The organism is Mycobacterium szulgai (assembly GCF_002116635.1).
GTDB lineage: Bacteria > Actinomycetota > Actinomycetes > Mycobacteriales > Mycobacteriaceae > Mycobacterium > Mycobacterium szulgai.
This window is the reverse complement of the sequence record NZ_LQPW01000017.1, coordinates 52,042-69,157: the sequence shown is the minus strand read 5'-3', so window position 1 is coordinate 69,157 and position 17,116 is coordinate 52,042. Positions and strand designations below refer to the sequence as shown.

Here is a 17,116-nt window from a genome sequence, read left to right as displayed (position 1 = left end):
CGAGTGCGGGTGCGGGCGGCGAGGGCGGGGCCGGCGGGGCGGGCGGTAACGGTGGATGGATTTACGGGCACGGCGGCGACGGCGGCGCGGGCGGGGCGGCTGGCCATGGCGGCACGGGCGGGCCAGCCCAAATCGTAGGTGGATTTGGCGGTCAGGGCGGAACCGGCGGAACGGGCGGTGTCGGCGGCGCCGGCGGCCATGGCGCGGCTCTGATCGGCAACGGCGGCGACGGCGCCACGGGCGGGGCCGCGGGCAACGGCGGCACCGGAGGCCGCGGCGCCACCGTCGGCGGCGGCGGAGGGGCGGGCGGATTCGCCGGCACCCCAGGCACCGGCGGCGGCGCCGGGCCCGGCGGATTCCTGTTCAGCCAACCCGGCATCGCCGGCGCAACCGGCCCCCTCGGAGGCAACGGCGGCGCAGGCCCCTCAAGCCCTATCAGCGTGCCTGGCATCCAGCAAGGTCTGGGCGGCCTATCACAACAATTCCAAGGCCTGATCACTAACGCCGGACTCAACGCCAACCTCATTGTCTACAACGCAGCGACCAACGCCTACCTCGTCATCGACCAGATCAACGGCAGTATCAACTACGTCGGCGCGTCCATCACCAACGGGCTAAACAGCCAGATCGCCGGCATCAACCTGGCCGTGCAGCAGGCGATCCACCAAGCGGCTGTGAACGCGCAAAAGACAGTGCTCAATGCCGCCGGCTTAGGCTTCTTGGATCCCGGCACCGGCAACCTGGGCCTGTTCAACGTCGGCGACAACAACCAGGGCTTCTTGAATTTCGGCAGCGGAAACAATGGTTTGCTGAACTTCGGCGACGGAAACAACGGCAGCTTCAACCTCGGCTACCGAAACAACGGGAGCTTAAACTTCTTCGGGGACAACAACATCGGCAGCTTCAACCTCGGTGGCAGCAACATCGGCAACTTCAACGTCGGCTTCAACAACATCGGCAACAACAACTTCGGCTTCAACAACATCGGCGACCGCAACTTCGGGCTGGACAACATCGGCGACAGCAACCGCGGAATCGGACTGATCTCGAACAGGGCACTCGGATTCGGCCCGCTCGCGATAGGCCTGCCCTTCTGATCTGTCGCCGCCGCCCGCGTATGGTCCAGCCAGTTTGTGCTGGCCCAGTCCTTGATAGCTCACCGATTTGCGCAGGCGACGGGCGCACCTCAATAGGCCCAAGCCTGTGCCCAGAATCAAATGCGCGAAATGTTGTTTGCCCGCCTATAGACTGACGCCCCCGGCGGGAGCCTGACGGAAGACAGAGCAAAACTCAACTGCTCCGATGCACCAGCCACCGCGGATACTGGCAGAAGACCGTCACTTGGAGGGGTGTTCGATGTCGTTCGTAGTGCCTGAGACAGTGGCGGCAGCCGCGACGGGCTTGGGGGAAATCGGGTCAGCGATCACCGCAGCAAATGCGGTTGCGGCGGTTTCCACGGCTGGATTGTTGCCCGCCGCGGGCGATGAGGTCTCGATAGGCATCACCGCGTTGTTCAGAGCCTACGCCCAGGCGTATCTGGCGCTAAGCACGAAAGCGGCTGCATTTCACGAACGATTCGCACAGACACTCACCGCGGCCGGGAATGCATATGCCTCTGCTGAAGCGGTCAACGCCTCTCCGCTGCAGGTCTTCGAGCAGACGGTGCTCAATGTGATCAATACACCCACCCAAACACTGCTGGGGCGCCCGCTCATCGGCGACGGCGCAACCGGAACTGCAACACACCCCAACGGATTTGACGGCGGGCTGTTGTACGGCAATGGCGGCAACGGCTATAGCCCCAGCACCGGGGTCGGCGGCAACGGGGGTGCTGCAGGGCTGATTGGCAACGGTGGGATGGGCGGTACCGGCGGGAGCACAGGGAATTCAGGTTTTGCGGGAGGTAACGGCGGTGCTGGCGGCATGCTGGTCGGCTTCGGCGGCATCGGGGGTTTCGGCGGGTCCAGTACCAATACCGGGGGGGCCGGCGGCACCGGCGGTGCCGCAGGCCTGATCGGTGTAGGCGGCTTCGGCGGGACCGGTGGGTTCGGAGGGAGCATTGGCGGCGCGGGTGGCCGCGGCGGCTTCGGCGCCCTCATCGGCTTCGGCGGGCCGGGCGGGTTCGGCGGGAACGGTAATTTCTTAGGCGGCGTAGGGGGTCAGGGAGGAGCTGCTTGGCTGTTGGGCGGGTTTGGTGGCGCTGGTGGTGACGGCGGGATCACAGGTGGAGCGGGCGGCCCGGGCGGGTCCGGCGGGCTTGTCGGCGGCGACGGCGGTCCCGGGGGCGCCGGCGGGTTCAACGGTGGCGCCGGCGGGGTCGGCGGCAAGGGTGGCCTCGTTAACGGCAACAACGGTGCCGCCGGCAGCTAGCGCTACGGGTTGCGATCTACAGTTCGCGGGTGTGGTCGTGTTCGCGGTCAGTTGCGTCGATGCGGTCCCACAGGTGAGCATGTACCTGGTAGCCGGTGCTGTGTTGTTGACGTAGCTGGCGGCGACGGCGGAGGGCGTCGGTGACCTCGGTGTCAAGTAGTGCGGGGTCGCAGCGCTCGGCTTGATCGAGGACTGCGTCGCGGTCGGGTTGGGCTGCTCTGCGCGCGGGGGTGGCCGTGGCGACGGTGAGGGTTACCGACCAGGGGAGGTCCTGGTGTAGCAGGTTGAGGAGGGGTGCCGACGGCGCCGGGGGCCAACCTCGGTCCTCGCCATCGACGAGGAGCAGGCGAGCGCCGGTGTCGGCGGCGTGTTCGGCCAAGTCGGCGAGCACTTCGGGGGCCGCGTGGCTGGCCCGGTCGACCACGATGGTGGTTTGGTTGTCGAGTTGTTCGCCCTCGGTGGCGATCAGGCGGTGCAGGTCGGCGACGGTGTGCACGGCTTCGGCCGGATCGGGTTCGGCGATGCGGGCGGCGCGGTCGCTATCGGTGCTGCACCACAAGATGCGGTGCTCGCCGGTCCGAGCCGCCTCGCGCAGCACCCGCAGCGCGTCCAGTGCCGCCTCGCTGTCGCCGGCGTGCACGGCGGTGACGGTGAAGCCGCTGCGCGTCATGGCATTGAGGCCTCGGGCGGTGTTCTCGGACAGCTCGGCGGCGAGATCGGGTCTGATGCTGAATCCGCGCTCGATTTTGTAGTCACCGGCGGCGGTGAGCATGTCGAGTTCGGTGTGCAGCGCGGCCAAGTTTTCGTGGATGTGTTCAGCGTTTCGCGTCTCAGCTTGGGCGAACGCGAGTGCGGTGGCGGTTTCGGCGCGCTCGAGCGCCGCGGCGAGGCGGTCACGTTCGGCGCGGGCGGCTTTGAGCGCGGCGCTGTCCTCGTCCTGGGCTCGCCCGCGGGCGGCGTCGACGTGCTCGGCGGTGACGATGCGGTCGTTGCCGCCCGCTGCCTGAGCGCGGCGGGCCATGGCGTCGGTGAGTTCGGCGTGGAATTGGGCGGCCGGGGTGGTCTGCGGCAGTGCCATCAGGGCGAGGCGGACCGCGGCGCGAGCGCTGACCAGGTCCAGGTCATCGGCGTTGGGGTCGTTTTGGAGTGCGGCGAGCTGGTCGCGTTCATGTTGTACATAGGCGGTCATAGCGTCGTAGTGTTCCTCGGCATCAGCCCAGCGAGCCATCACGTCCTGGACCGCCAACAGGTAGGGGCGGTCCTGTTCGGCCCGGGCTCGCAATGCCAGCAGGGCAGGCGCAGCGGCCCGCATCGCTGGCCCCTCATCGGCCACCACCAGGGCACGTTGACGGTTCAGGGCTTCGGTGGCGGCGTGATACTGGCGGCGCAACGCCACGACATCAGCCACGACGTCGGCGACCGGGCGCGGCAGTGGCCGCTCGGTCAGCAGATCCTCGAACGCTAACTCAGCGTCGGTGTCGAATACCTGCGCGTAGGGATCTGGTGGAAGTTCCTCCTCCTCCAGGGCCGGCGCAATGAAGCTGCCGCCGTAACCGAGCCCGAGTTTGGCCAGCAGGGCGTCATCAGAGAGCCCGGCGGTGTGCAGATGATCATCGTCGGTGACATATTCGGGATCGGGGTAGCGCAGTTGGAGTTCTTCGTGGTCTTCGGCGGTCAGCGGCGGCTGGTCCGGGAGCGGGATGTCGTCACGGTCGTAGGGGTGTTCCCCGGTGAACAGGTCCACGGAATAGGTCAGCAGGCGCGCGTATTCGTCGGCACGGATCGGCGGGCGGTGATCGTCGGCGTCGTCAGCGTCGCGCAGATGCTCGTAGGCCACCTGGAGCAGTTCGCGGGATCGCCAGCGGGTGGGGTCGGCGTTGTCGATCGCGGCGACCAGAAGCGCGAACGCCGGGTCAGCAGCGATCGTTTCAGCAATGGCGCTGCCGAACACGGCGGTCAGATCCGGCAACCAGGCCGGCCGCAAATGCTGGTGGGTTGCCTCCATGACGGCCGGTTGCAAGCGCCCTGCCAGACGCCACCACAGGGCGGCGCCGGGCATCTGGTCGGGCAGCGGTCCCTCGGCGGCGACGTCGCCGAGCAGTTGGGACAGGTTGATGTCGGTGCGGGCGACTTCGGCCAGATGGCCGGCCAGTTGGGGCCAATAGGGGTCGCGGCGCACCCGCGGATCGATGGTGTCGACGAGGGCCTCGAAGCGGGCGGTGTCCGGCGTGGTGCGCCCGATCGCCTGGGCGGCGGTGTCTTCGAGCATCCTCTGGATGTGGCGGTCGCGGACCGCGTATTGCTCGGGTCCGGTCAGGCGGGTGTCAACCGGCGACACGTCGTGGGCGGCACGGAAGACCGCGATCTCGGCGCGCAGCTGCGGGCTGGCATCCAGCAGTGGCCGCGCCCACGCCGGGGCGTTACTGGCGTCCCAATTGGCTGCGGTGTCGCGGATGGTGGCGGCCAAACTGGTCACCAGGTCATGGCGAGCGTGCAGGTAGGCCGCCTGGTCGTCGTCTCCGAGGAGCCCCGTCGGCAGATCAGGCAGCCAGCGCAACGGGCCGGTGCGCTCCGCATGCGCCGCGGTGCTGTCGAGGCGCCAATCGAGCACGGCCGCCGGATCTGCGGCGGTGCTCAGTTCGCGTTGTGCGACGGCCTCGCGCAGGCGGGTGATGGGGTTGTCCCCCGAGATGGCGATGGTGGCCAGGTGCATCCGCAGCACGGGCCACGCCGGCATCCGGGTCAGCCCGGTGTAGACCTCATCGGCGGCGGCATCGATTCCGGCCATCCGAACGGGACCGAGGGTGTTTTCCGCCAGTGCTCCCACGGAGTGGGTGTACATCCGCGCGGCCATGCCCAGGCGGGTGAACGGATCTGCCGCTGTGCGGGCTTCGGTGGTGGCCGACACCTGCGCGCCGTCGTGGGCCAGCACGCGTTCGAGGACGTCGATGGCGGTGTTGGGGTGAGTGGCCTTTGGGGTCAGGACGTTGTGGGCGTCGGTTTCTGCGGTTTCGAGGTACACGTGGCTTTCATCGGTCGCGCGGGTCATCGCGACGTAAAGCTGCTGGCGCGAGAGGCTCTCCGAACCGATGATGTGACACGTTCCGGTGCTGGTGCGCGATCCGATGGTCATGCCCTGGGAGGCGTCGATAGTGGAGGCGTAACCCAAGGTGGTGTAGGCGTTGACGTACCAGGCGGGCAGCGTCACTTTCTGCCCGGTGTCGATCCGGGAGACAGCCAGGGAGCCGTCGTACTTCACCGTCTCGACGCGCCAGCGTTGCCCGTTGCGGACGAAGTCGCGGCCCCCGGCCAGCCGCAGCGCGCGTTTGTTGCGGCGAGTGGCCACGATGTCACCGGATGATGCGCGCAGCCCGTCGGCCAAGTTGGCTTCGCGCAGCTGCGCCGCCGTGGCGGTGTGTGTTGGGTCGGCGGCGAGCGCGTCGAGACGGTCGGCGCGGGCCCGTTCGTTGAGTTCAGCGACGACGTCGTTGGTGGGAGCCAGCATCGCCGAGTCGTGGCCCGCGGCGGTGTCGGCGGCCCATCGGCTGTAGGCGGCGCCGATGATGGTGTCCCCAGAACCGACGTGGATGCGGCTGTGGTCGGCGTAGAACGCCAGCCCGGCCGGGTCGCCCTCGCGCAGCGCCAGACCGGCATGGGCTTCGGCGCGCGATTTGAACCGGACGACCTCGGTCAAATTGAGGGCGCCGTAGGTTCTTTCGATGTCGCGCAGGATGCCGCCGGCGGAGATCGACGCCAGCTGTTTGTCGTCACCGATCGCCGCGATTTTCGCGCCACACGCCTCGGCGATGGTGTTCACTTCATCGAGTTGCAGGGTGCCGGCCTTGCCCGCCTCGTCGATGATTATCAGCGTGTTTTCGTCGATCTTGTCGAACCACGTGCGGGCCGGATCATCGGTGGCATCGGGGTTGCGGCGCAGCCAAATGAATTTGTCGATGGTGTCGGTGGTGGCTTTGATGTCATCGCGCAGCACTTGGGCGGCGTTGGCGCTGGGCGACAGGCCCAGCACGGTGCCCCCGGATTCCTCCCATGCCCGCGCCAACACCGACATGGCGGTGGTCTTCCCCGTCCCAGCGGGTGCCAACGCGAGCTCGAACCGCGATCCCGAGCACGCCATCTCCCGGACCATCGCCTCTTGGCCGGCGTTCAATGTGCGCCCACGTTCGGCTTTTTCGGCCAGCAACGCCATCTCGATCAGCTCGGGGTCCAGGCGGCGGCCGTCGGTCTGTCCGGCGGCGTGCAGGACCCGTTTTTCCGCCGAGAGGATGGCCTGGCTGGTGAACAGTTGGGTGCCGTGGGTGCTGTACACACTGGCGCCGTCGCGCCGTCGCAACACCGCGGGTTCGGCGAGGTCGGTGTCGGTGGTCCGGGCGTGTTCCACGCTGTTGGGCTGACTTAGGGCGGCGGCGGTGATCGCTTCGACGACGTCGTGATCGGTGGCCCAGCCCGCCGCCCTGGCGACACGGAGGGCCTCGGCGTAGACGTGGTTGCGCTGCCAGCTCGACCGCGATTCGGCGACGGTCTCCACGACCGCGCTGGCCTGTTCGGCGATCCATTCTTCGGTGATGTCGGCGGCCTGGCGGCGCCGTGGTGTGCGAGCAGCCATGAGCATGTCCGACAGTGCTTGCGGGCTGCCCAGGATCTCGATGGCTTGGGTGCGCCACTGTTGGCGCTGCTCGGCCAAGGAGCGTGGTTCGTGCTTGGCGGTGCGGGTGTCCAGGGTGGCGCGCTGGTGCAGCGCGATCGCTTCGATGGTGGTCGGTTCGCGCCCGTGGTCAGCTTGAAAAGCCTTGGCCAACTCCGTGTAGCGCGCTTTGATCATCACCCGCCGCGAGGAGAAACCCTCATTGACTTCGGTAGGCACACCGACGATCTCGCGGACCGGGCGCTTGCCCCGTTCGGCCGGGGGTGTCTCGGCGAAATGCAGCCCGACGCGTTCGACGGAGAGCGCTTCGATGCGGGAGTTGTAGAACTCCGAGGCCGCGACCGTGCCCTTGAAGAGTGGTCGGCCATCGAGAGCCAGCCAGCGGTAGATGCCGTCGTGTCCGCGAGCGCGGACCTTGTTACTCACCGCTAGGTGGGTGTGAAGGTCGGGGTCTCCGGCGCGGCTGTCGCGGTGAGTGAAGGCCGTGGCAACGACGCCGTCTACGTCGAGTTGAGCCACTCCTTGGGCGCCCATGCGGGTGAACGCCATATTGCTTTCGATGTAGTCCAGCGTGTCCGCGACGGCTTGATCGTGGATCTCCTCAAGGGTTTTCGCCATGTCGTGCGGCGCCAGCGCCCACAGCACGGAGAAACTCTTGACCGGGCTGAACGTGAAGTCGTATCCGGCGGTGGAGGTGGTCTGGTCGCGGGTCTGGGTCGCTATGAAGCCGGTCAGTTCCCGATCATCAAGTGGCGGCCGGTCATAGGTTTCGGCGAACAACTCGCGGGCGATGGCGGTGCGCATCTTGGCGCGTAGCGTCTCGTCAATCGGGGCGTTCCACGACAGGCTCTCGCTGAGGTTGTGGTCGCGGTAGGCGACCGCGAGGCGGCGCTGCAATTCGGTGGAGGCGTCGTTGATGATGAACGGGCGGCCAAGGCTCACAGCCTCTTTGGCAGCAGCCTTGGGCACACCCATGTTCGCGATCAAGTGCTCGGCGATCTTGCCGGCATTCGGATGCAGCCCGAGACCGAACAGCGCCTTCATCTGGTCCTCGGTGACCGCCGACCCGGGCTCAATCCGCCACATCCGGTCTTCGAGGTCAGTGACCCAGGTACGCGACGGTGGATCGGCCAAACCGGCCAGCCCTTTACCGACCCACCGTCCGGGTGACTCGCCTTTTTCCGAGTAGTAGTCACCCAGGGATCCGCGGCCCCGTTTGTCGGCGTCGTGCGCGGCGGTTTGGCGGATCAGGTAGAGGTACCCGTCGCCCGCTGTGAGCTTGTGAATGCCCATCATGACCGCGTCACAAATCAACGGTAGGGACCCGTCGGGACACTTCCAGGGAATCTCGCAGCAGCTACCTCTGCAACGGTCGTTATCGTTTCGTGACCTTAGTGCAAGAGGTGTGTGGTGCGAGGAGGGGCTGAAAACAGGAGGGTGCAGGTGAAGCGCATATTGTCGCGTACGGGGCAAGGTTGCGAGATCCGAGGTTAGGTTGCAAGGAAGGTTGCGAAGTCCCGAATTAGGTTGCGAGTCGTTGCGAGGCTGGGGGCGTGTGATCGCGAAGAATGCAGGCTGTGACGGTGTTGTTATCCGCCGCGCCGGATGCGGCCACCGCGGCGCGTCGTCCTCGACCCCAACTGCTGCAGCTCTATTTGCGAAACGCATCGGCCGGGTGATTCATTTGCGTTCCCGGCGATTGGCAATGTGGATCAAGTCGGCATCCGCCGCCAACTTGACAGCCATTGCGTTTAGACGCTCGACAGGCCCGCGCCGTCCGCCGAAATTGCAATGTAAACCTGGACGACTTGCGCTGGGATCGTCCACACCCAGTTTGCGAATCCCAGCAAGTCGGCGCGTCCTTCGCAAACTTCAACAGGACGAGACACATATGCAGGGAAACGGGAGACGAAACGTGAAGGGTGAGACGAGGGGTCAACCATGAGGGTTGAACCGATGGAAAACTGGTCAGGAGCAAAGCGGAAGTGAAGGGTGAAACCGAGTAACGAAGGGCAGCCGGACGCGGGGCCGGCAGCCAACGCAGGGGTGTTGCGAGATTCGCCGGAAGTGTCCGGGGTCCCCCCTACGATTGGCCACCATGGAAAAGACCACGAGTCGCAAGTTGGCCCGTCGGCGACTGCTGGAGGCCCAGCGGCAAGCGGCGGCGGCGCGTGAACAACGTGAGCGCGCCAATCTGACCAATATGACCGAGTTCACGGTGCGCATGGCGCAGGTGGACGAAGTCGACGCCTGGTACGCCGGACGTGTCGAAAAATTGCAGGACGAAGCTGACCGCAAGCGGCACGCGCACCGCGTCGCCGCCGGAAAGGCTCTGCACGCCATGCGATTGCGTGGTGAGACGATGGCGAGCATCAGCGCCACCACCGGCCTGAGTGTCAGTCGGCTGCGCGAACTGATGAAATATGCCTCCGAGGACCACACCGACGATGACTCGTCTTCGGACGGGCCAGACGCCCAAGTGGTGGCGCTGCCCAGCCGCGTGGCGCCGGAGGCCGGTGACCACGCACCCACTGAAGCTGCGTTGGGCGCCCAGTAGCGGGCTGGTTCAACTATGTTGGGCGACAGTAAGATCACCGTGAGTGGGCGCGCCCACCGGGGTTCGCGACCGCTACCGCTGCGTGTTGACCCAGTCGAGCATGCCGACGAGATAGCGCGCTTCCAGCAGCGCGTCGTCATGGGTCCACTGGCCACCGATTGCTTCGTGTGGGCCGGCGGTCTCAGTGACGACGGATACGGGGTCTTCCGCATCACCCGAAACGGCGTTCGTCACGTGGTGCGGACTTCGCGGTACGCGCTTGCGTTGTCGCTCAAGGGAACTGTGTTGCAACCGGACGTGTTCGCGCTCCATGAATGTGACGACCCCATTTGCGTCAGGGTCAGTACCGCCGAGGATGTCGTACGGGGCCTGGGCGTTCACGTGGTCGGCGGCGATCGGCGCGACAACATGAGGCGGATGGCGCGGATGCGGCGCGGCGGTGGGCGGCGAGCGATCCTGACACGCGATGCGGGTGCCGCGGCACGCGCCGCACGGTCACGCGCGATCCGCGCTGCGGTCGCCGATGGCTGGAATGCGGACCAGGTCGCCGCTGCCCTGTTGGGCGCAGCGCAGCCAACGTTGTGGTGACAGCGGAGGACTGCCTTGGCGTCGCCAGGGTCAGGTTTCGATCCGAACGAGGACTTCGTGTTCGAGTGGGCGGTGGTAGCGCAGGTATGTCAGCCGGTGGCGGCCGTCGGCAATTTCTGATTCGCTCGCGTTGAGACCGTTGGTCAGCCACGCCCATACCGGGTAGTCGGTGCGGTGTGGTGCGGCCCAGTCCAGCCATGACGATTCAGACTCGAGCGGTTGGTTGAGTAACGGGGCCGTTCGGGCGAGCGCGGTTGCGGTATCCACACCGTCGAGCAAATCGGCACTCCATGCCTGGTGCTTGAGTTCAGTGAGGACAGTCCGGCGGTAATCGGAGTCGCTGGCGACGAACGCGCGACGGTGCGCTTCGGGGTTCCAGAAGTCGTCGTCGCCCAGGAGCGCGCGCAGCGCGTCTTCAAGGCGGCGGTATCTGCCGCCATGCTTGCCGAGACCGGCTGGCCAGGGCAGCGAGCCCAGCGGTCGGATCTGGAACGTCAGTGGCATGGCAGTGACCGTAGGTGTCGTGCCTGGTCGCCGACGCGCCGCTGATGCCGGGTGACGGTGTGCTGCATGGCTGTCGATCGCTGGGGCGGGTTAGGAGGCGTTGCGGTAGTGGGCGTAGGCAAGTTGACTCAGCTTCCAGGGCTGGAAAGGTTGGGTCCTTGGGATCATGCTGCCAGGCGCAGGTATCCGTGCCAGCGACCCAGCGACGATGAGCACATAGCCGGGCCCTGGGATAAACGTCGAGCAACGGGCGCGCGGCGATCCTTCGCCCTCCTCGTTATCACGCCGACACCGCGCTTACCGCTCGATTGACGACGACCTTGATGCGGTCGGGCCGGAATCCCGACCAGTGCTCGTCACCCGCGACGACGACTGGCGCTGAGGTATAGCCCAGGCTCATGACAAAGTCCCGAGCGTCGGAATCTTTGGTGATGTCGACCAGGCGGTAACCGAGGACGCCAGCCTTGTCGAGCGCCTTCTTGGTGGCTGCGCACTGCACGCAGGCTGGCTTGGTGTAGACCGTGACATTGGGTTTCATAATTGTCTCCGTATGGCTCTAGCAAATGGGTTTTGCTATTTTTAGCATAATGCATTTACCCTGCATAAGCAAGTCATATCGTCATATTATATTGACTATTTTTGCCATTGTTTGAGCATCCTTTATTGTTATTCGACCACACGGTGTGGTGCACTTTTTGCAGGTTGGCTTTAGAGCGGGCTTTCTTCTTCCATGCGTCTGTTTTTGGCGAGGGGGACGTGCCGTGACGGACACTGACAGTGCGGGCCCGCGGAGCACGAGGCCGGATCACCGCCACCGGGGCCTGCCTGCAAGAATGCTCAATTCATATTTTATGTCTGGCGCTGCACGTACTGGTGCGCAGGTCCGACAGGGCCGCCGTCTGCGGCGCGGAACATTACGGGGTCCATCCCCAGGGCTTGTCGTCTTGCTCGACATGGCGGCCGGTGCGGCGCGATCCCTGTGTAGGCTGCCGCGCCTTACCCGGTCAACGTTCACCGGGACGATTTACGGGCTGGTCAATACGGCATATAGGCGGCACTGTTGGGATATTGGCGCCTGCCTATGGCGCTGCATTACATCGCCACAGCAAACTCTATTCTCGGCGGCTGCTTTCGGTGGATGATTCTTTCCGTGGTGAGTGCTGGGCTTAGCCGTCGTCGTGGGAGTACGGAGTCTCTCGACGGTCTGCGCAGCTGCCGCAATATCCGTTCCAGCCATCGGCGGCGTCGGTGTCGACGGGGTCGTCGTCGATCCGGGTGACCCGGCCGCAGCCGCGACAGTGCTCGATCTCGTGCTCGTCGTCGCTGTCGTCTTGCGGCTCCGACGCCTTGGTTGTGGTGTCGTGCAGTGCCCGGGCGATCGTGTTGAAGCGATCGGCGGTGGCGATGGTGGTGTTGATGTGGTCGAGGGCGGTGTCGATGATCTCGGCAAGAGCGTCGTGGGGCTCTGTGCTGGAGAGTGCGAATGCCGTGGCCGGCCACTGGATATAAGCCGAGGGTGTGGCTGCGACGACGGTGCCGTCGTCGGTGGTCACGTGCAGGGACAGGACGATGTCGACTCCGACGCAGTCGCCGTCGTTGTCGTGGGCCACCTCGGCGTCGAGCAGCACGTGGGTTACCTGGGCGGTGGGGTGCAGGCCGTGGATGTCGAGCCAGGACACCGGCTGCGCGCCCTGGAAGACCGTGATCATCAGCCAGTGCAGGCTGGACTCGACGTCACTGGTGCGCGGTGGGTGCAGCGCGGCGATGGCGTCGGTGATGTCGGTGGTGTCGGTTAGGGTCGGCCACCAGCTCTGGAAGGCCTCGGGGTTGCGGGTGACGCGCAGCGCAGCGTACGTGCCGGGGCGAGAGGTGGTTGGGGTGGGCAGAGTCATAGCGGTGGTCCTTGTCGTGTGTGTTCGAGGGATGGACGTGTGTGGGGCGGTGGTGGGATCAGGCTGCGAGGTCGCGGTGCAGCGCGGCGTGGAGTCGGTGGCCGATCCATTCGCCGACAGCTGGGGAAACGGCGTTGCCGTAGCCGTCGACCTGGTTGCGTGCGCTGCCCCAGACGATGAACGTTCCGGTGTGGTCGACGAAGTCGACGTCAAAGCCGCATCCGCGGCCGATTTCGGCGGGCTTCATCATCCGGAAGTAGCAGTCTTCGAGGGTCAGCTCGGACAGTGCCGCGCGCCATTGGGCACTGAGCACTGCGGTGGTGTCTTTGGCGGTGAGGGTGCCCAGCGGTTCGGTCAGCGGGTGCGGGGCAGTTTCGGTTCCGGTGCTGCCGTTTTGCTTGTACCAGCCCGAGAACAGGACTCCTTGGGTGACGGCTGAGCCGACGACGGTTCCCAGCGGCTTGTCCAGGGAGTAGCTGCGGTACTTCGCCTCGTCTATCGCCCCGTTGTTCTTGAGCATCCCAGCGGCGGTGAGGACGCCGGGGATCTGCTCAGCGGTCACGGTGGGCATTGCCTCGGCGTGGCTGGTCGGCACGGTGTTGCGGCGGAAGGGGATCACTCCGCTGGCGACCAGGCCCAGGGTTTCTGAACCAAGTTGGGTGGGCAGGGGTTCAGCGGCGCTGCGGGGGCTGCCTTGATAGTTGGCGACGGCGAGCAGGACAGCCTTCTCATGGGTGCTGGTGACGGTGTCCATGGGCAGGGTGAGGTGCTTGCCGTCGCCGTTGTGGCGGTGCGCGGCGATCGTCTGGCCGGTGAGCGCGACCGGCGGGGTGAGCATGCCGGTGGTGTTGGTGGCGGTCTGCGCCCACAGGGTCTGGCTCAGATCCCTTCTGCGGCAGTCTGATCCGGTCCGCTCGTAGGTGTTTCCGGCGGCGGCGAGCAGTGCGCCGGTGGACAGCAGTGCGGTCTCCTGCTGGCTGGTCTGGGTGGCCAGCGGTTGCCATGGGTGGCGCTCGGAGCCGTAGACCGATTTGGCCGGCATCAGGACGGCGGGAAAGTCGGCGAAGCGCTGGCGGCACCGCTCGGCGCGCGCCATGGTCGCTGGTGCCAGGGGCTTGGCGCGGTCGCCGATGCGGGTTCCCAGGTCGGTGAGGTCCAGAGCTGCCAGGGACGGCGTGGTGCGCGGGACGACCACGGCGCGGCAGGAGGGGCAGCGGTAGTCGTATTGCTTGCCGTAGCGCACCGAGCCAGTCGGGGGGACTCCGGTGCGCCAGGTCCAGACGGCCTGCACCAGCGAGTCGCAGTGGCCACACCAGGCGGCTGGGCGGTGATCGAGGTCGGGGGTCGGCAGGTGACGGTCCCAGAAGGCGATGTAAAGGCGGTCGCGGGACTGGGGGACGCCGAAGAACATCGAGTTGAGGTAGAGCACGCGGTGCTTGTAGCCCAGGAGGTCGAATTGCTTAAGCCACCAGCGGTAGGTGGACCCGTCGCCCACCTTGCGCTTGCCCGGGATGGCCGGTCCCCAGGAGGTCAGTTCGGTGGTGCACTCGATGAGGATCAGGCGGGGGTGGTGCTGGGCGGCGTAGTGCAGCACGCAGTTGGCGGTGGCGCGGTCGCGCTCGGAGCGGGTCACGCTGGCCTCGAAGTCGGGGTCGTCCAGGTCGAACAGAGACAAGCCCTGCTCGTAGGCCTTCTTGGTGTTGGCCTGAGAGTGGTTGACGCAGCTAACACCAGCAGCGAGGAGGTCGGCGGCGGGAAGGTCTCTGGCCGAGTGGTAGTCTGCGGATTCGGGGTCGACCAGGTCGGCGATCCAGTGCTCGGCGTGCGGATGGTTGGCCTCATGGACCTCGATCTTGTACCTGTTGTGGTTTGCCCCCAATATTGTTGTGAAGCCTGCCTTTTCGATTCCCTGCGTCAAGCCGCCAAAGCCGGAGAACAGGTCGACGGCGACCAAGTCGTCGTGGGCGAAACGCCGCCTACGGGCTGCGGGCCGATGCTCAGCGGTGGCGGTCATCGCGTCACCGCCGAGTGGGTGTCGAAACGGTGGACTGAGTGGTTGGCAAACATTGGCGTGGGTCCCATTTCCGGTGTAGAGGTATCCGAATGTGTTACTGATAGTCTACACTGTGTGTAGACGATCGTCTACACTTGGGACTGATTGATTTTCCTGACTTCTGCACTGCGGCAGTCATTTTCACCGGACCGCGTAGGGCGACCTCGCGTAGACATCCTCGGCAGCGGCGCGCTCGGTCGGCGTGAGGTCGTTCTCAAAGAATGGGGCGTTGAGGATTGCGGCGGCCGCGTAGGCGGCTGCGTCGAGGCGATGTTCAAGCTCGGCTTCGGGAATCTGCCATTGCAGCTGTGCGCCAATGCCGTTCTGCAGCGCAAAGTTGACATCGGGGGGTCGATCGTCTCAATGAGGGCCACGGTTTACCTTCAAGACCTGGCGGATCGTTGGGGTGGGCGTGTCGCTCGGCGTCAGCCGAAGCGGAGTAGGTCGGTGATGCGTAGTTGGAGGTAGGTCGTCTCGACAGGGCCGAGCTGGGCGACCTCGCTGGATGCGCGGATGCGCGCCACGACGGCGGGGGGCAGTTCCTCGAACGTGGTGACCTGGGCGATCTTTCTGGCCGCGATCAGGTCGGCGAGGTAGTGGTGTGCTTGGCGGGCTAGGTGGTCGATGCGAAGCCAGAACTCGATGGGATACCCGGTCACCGAGGGCAGTGCGTCGTGGCTGACGTCGGCGACCTTGACGTAGATGGCGCCGTCGCTGACATAGCGCACACGCGCGACGGGGCTGCGGTCATCACGGGCCGTCGCGGTAAACGGTGACACGCTGGCTACGTAGGTGGTGGTCATGAACGAAATCCTTTGCGTGGTAGATGGATCAGGTGTTGGGGTCTTGCGGGTCACAGCGCAGCGAACAGCTCCAGTTGCCCGATCGGCTCGCGGTGCAGGTCGAGCGCGCGCCACAGGACCTCGTCCAGGGCGTAGTCGATCCGCCGAACGGTGGCGTAGTGGGCGTCATCTTCGTCATCGATCGGGTGGTAGCGCTGGCATGGGCCGCTGTGGGCGTTGGGAGCGGTCTGGGACCACGGGCAGTGACACCAACCCGCGGTGCGGTTCACCTCAGCTCGGGCCTCGGCGCGTAGTGCAACCAGGTCGGCCCGGACGCTCTCGCGCAAGCTGCGGGCGTAGGCGTTGATCTGAGCCTTGGTGATGACCACCCGGCTCTCACCTCGGCCGGGAGCGTGGACCTTACCGTTGCGGGTCTCCCAGCCAGTCATCCACTCCGGGCCTCCTTCTGGGCCAGTGAACCCACAGGACCCCCACATGGACTGCATCAGGTGGTCGGTTCCAGCGGTGTCGATCAGGCAGTCACGGATCTGCCAGCCGCCCATGAAGTAGAGCAGCCAGCGCTGGTCGGTGGTGAGGTCGCTCAACGTGTTCCCCTGACGCCGTGGTGTTGTCTATAGTCTACACCAATGTGTAGACTATAGACAACAGGCGGCGGAACGAGACAGGACCGTAATAAGTTTCCCCACAACGGATTACACGGCTTGGTCGTCATGTCCTTCGGCTGGGGCTCGACAGCACGGCGCTCCTGATGCGCTGGATCACCGAACCGGTCGTGCGTGACTTCGGCCTCGACGATCTCGCCCTGGTCGTGGCAATGACGGGTCATGAGAGCGCGACCACCCGCGATGCCCATAGCCCGGATCACCAAAGGCCAGCGGTACCGCCACGTGATTGGCTTCGACGCCAACGAGGTGGCGCGGTCCAAGAAGGACCGCTTGCACGACACCACCGGCGCACAGGGGAGTACCTCTTGTGGGGTTGGACCCGCGAGCACTGCCACCGATTCCTGCTCGACGCCCTGGGCGAGAGCGTGCCCAAGAGTTGCTGCGCCAGGCGCAATTCGCAATAACTTGCCCCTTTGCGATGAGCACGGCTGCCGGTCGCAGCGTGGTCATCGACCGCTACCGGCGAGAACCTCAGCTCGGCGCTGAGGCGATGTTCCTCGAGAGCACGTGGCGCGCAGCATCAACCCCGCCCAAACACTCATCTAGGCGAGCAGCGTCGCTGATCTCGTTGCCGAGTCAGGACTGGTTGAGGTCACGGCCCTCTTCGAGAAGCGCCTGGGCACTAGCGCTTGGTCGCTGTACGAAGTTCGGCGGGTGGTGCGCCCTGGCAGAGACGGCAAGGCCGGCATCACCGCCCGGTCGCTACGGGTGCTGGCCACCGATAGCCGCACCATCATCGCCGAGCTCCTCACCCGACAGCCCGGTGTCCCCGTGCGCGGCAGGGCGGCATCCTCCGACACGTACTGCGTGACCGCGTGAACGGCGGCGTCGACCACCTGGCCGTCACGCCGGGGCCAGTTCAAGTTGACATTGCGAACCACCTCTTCGTCGCGGCACCAGCCGGGGCGGAATCCAAGCAGCGCAGTGGGTTTGAGCAGTGGTGGCAGGAGGCGACCGGCGATGGCCTGTTCTGAGCGATACGCCCCTGTAGACTATACGCAACACGCGTATAGGAGAGAGT

12 protein-coding genes and 1 pseudogene are annotated in these 17,116 nt (G+C 65.8%); 6 read left to right on the top strand and 7 right to left on the bottom strand.

Features of this window, described 5'->3' with window-relative positions; all coding sequences use genetic code 11:
- Positions 1-1,097, top strand: a 1,097-nt coding sequence (locus tag AWC27_RS30805; RefSeq protein WP_211281554.1) for a pentapeptide repeat-containing protein, incomplete at its 5' end; no start/stop codon positions are given.
- Between the two features lie 259 nt (positions 1,098-1,356).
- Positions 1,357-2,367: pseudogene (locus AWC27_RS04640) on the top strand (PE family protein); the annotation flags it as partial.
- A gap of 19 nt (positions 2,368-2,386) precedes the next feature.
- On the opposite strand, the gene mobF reads toward AWC27_RS04640, so the two are convergent.
- Entirely contained in the window at positions 2,387-8,326 is a 5,940-nt protein-coding gene (gene mobF, locus AWC27_RS04635) for a MobF family relaxase (protein WP_169726714.1), read from the bottom strand.
- A gap of 805 nt (positions 8,327-9,131) precedes the next feature.
- Here mobF and AWC27_RS04630 point away from each other — a divergent pair.
- Positions 9,132-9,590 carry a hypothetical protein gene (locus AWC27_RS04630; RefSeq protein ID WP_036449224.1) on the top strand — a complete coding sequence of 153 codons (459 nt, stop codon included), beginning with the start codon at positions 9,132-9,134 and terminating at the stop codon, positions 9,588-9,590.
- A gap of 15 nt (positions 9,591-9,605) precedes the next feature.
- Positions 9,606-10,178 carry a hypothetical protein gene (locus AWC27_RS04625; RefSeq protein ID WP_245846851.1) on the top strand — a complete coding sequence of 191 codons (573 nt, stop codon included), beginning with the start codon at positions 9,606-9,608 and terminating at the stop codon, positions 10,176-10,178.
- 30 nt (positions 10,179-10,208) lie between these two features.
- Here the strand turns inward: AWC27_RS04625 and AWC27_RS04620 are convergent, their stop codons facing one another.
- From AWC27_RS04620 to AWC27_RS04590, 6 genes are all read right to left on the bottom strand, one after another.
- Positions 10,209-10,682, bottom strand: a complete 474-nt coding sequence (locus tag AWC27_RS04620; RefSeq protein WP_036449222.1) for a hypothetical protein — start codon at positions 10,680-10,682, stop codon at positions 10,209-10,211.
- Positions 10,683-10,962: 280 nt separating this feature from the next.
- Positions 10,963-11,220 carry a glutaredoxin-like protein NrdH gene (gene nrdH, locus AWC27_RS04615; protein ID WP_036449220.1) on the bottom strand — a complete coding sequence of 86 codons (258 nt, stop codon included), beginning with the start codon at positions 11,218-11,220 and terminating at the stop codon, positions 10,963-10,965.
- A gap of 628 nt (positions 11,221-11,848) precedes the next feature.
- Positions 11,849-12,574, bottom strand: coding sequence for a hypothetical protein (locus AWC27_RS04610; protein WP_085669415.1), 726 nt, complete (start codon positions 12,572-12,574; stop codon positions 11,849-11,851).
- A 58-nt stretch (positions 12,575-12,632) separates the two neighbouring features.
- Complete coding sequence (locus tag AWC27_RS04605) at positions 12,633-14,588, bottom strand: DNA cytosine methyltransferase (RefSeq protein ID WP_085669414.1); 1,956 nt, start codon at positions 14,586-14,588, stop codon at positions 12,633-12,635.
- A 464-nt stretch (positions 14,589-15,052) separates the two neighbouring features.
- Positions 15,053-15,430 (bottom strand): hypothetical protein, encoded by a 378-nt coding sequence (locus tag AWC27_RS04595; protein WP_036395532.1) that lies wholly within the window; start codon positions 15,428-15,430, stop codon positions 15,053-15,055.
- A 50-nt stretch (positions 15,431-15,480) separates the two neighbouring features.
- The gene (locus AWC27_RS04590) at positions 15,481-16,014 is read right to left on the bottom strand and encodes a hypothetical protein (RefSeq protein ID WP_036449218.1); all 534 of its coding nucleotides are present in this window, start codon (positions 16,012-16,014) and stop codon (positions 15,481-15,483) included.
- 735 nt (positions 16,015-16,749) lie between these two features.
- On the opposite strand from AWC27_RS04590, the gene AWC27_RS31840 reads away from it, so the two are divergent.
- Positions 16,750-16,914, top strand: a complete 165-nt coding sequence (locus tag AWC27_RS31840) for a hypothetical protein (protein ID WP_245846850.1) — start codon at positions 16,750-16,752, stop codon at positions 16,912-16,914.
- The gene (locus AWC27_RS31835) at positions 16,911-17,069 is read left to right on the top strand and encodes a hypothetical protein (protein ID WP_245846849.1); all 159 of its coding nucleotides are present in this window, start codon (positions 16,911-16,913) and stop codon (positions 17,067-17,069) included. Before AWC27_RS31840 ends, AWC27_RS31835 begins: the two co-directional genes overlap by 4 nt.
- Positions 17,070-17,116 lie beyond the last annotated feature (47 nt).

Excerpts from the sequence above, each read along its gene's own strand:
- AWC27_RS04605 (WP_085669414.1), bottom strand. The coding sequence starts at position 14,588 with ATGACCGCCACCGCTGAGCATCGGCCCGCAGCCCGTAGGCGGCGTTTC.
- AWC27_RS04630 (WP_036449224.1), top strand. The coding sequence starts at position 9,132 with ATGGAAAAGACCACGAGTCGCAAGTTGGCCCGTCGGCGACTGCTGGAG.
- AWC27_RS04625 (WP_245846851.1), top strand. The coding sequence starts at position 9,606 with ATGTTGGGCGACAGTAAGATCACCGTGAGTGGGCGCGCCCACCGGGGT.
- AWC27_RS04620 (WP_036449222.1), bottom strand. The coding sequence starts at position 10,682 with ATGCCACTGACGTTCCAGATCCGACCGCTGGGCTCGCTGCCCTGGCCA.
- nrdH (WP_036449220.1), bottom strand. The coding sequence starts at position 11,220 with ATGAAACCCAATGTCACGGTCTACACCAAGCCAGCCTGCGTGCAGTGC.
- mobF (WP_169726714.1), bottom strand. The coding sequence starts at position 8,326 with ATGGGCATTCACAAGCTCACAGCGGGCGACGGGTACCTCTACCTGATC.
- AWC27_RS04595 (WP_036395532.1), bottom strand. The coding sequence starts at position 15,430 with ATGACCACCACCTACGTAGCCAGCGTGTCACCGTTTACCGCGACGGCC.
- AWC27_RS04610 (WP_085669415.1), bottom strand. The coding sequence starts at position 12,574 with ATGACTCTGCCCACCCCAACCACCTCTCGCCCCGGCACGTACGCTGCG.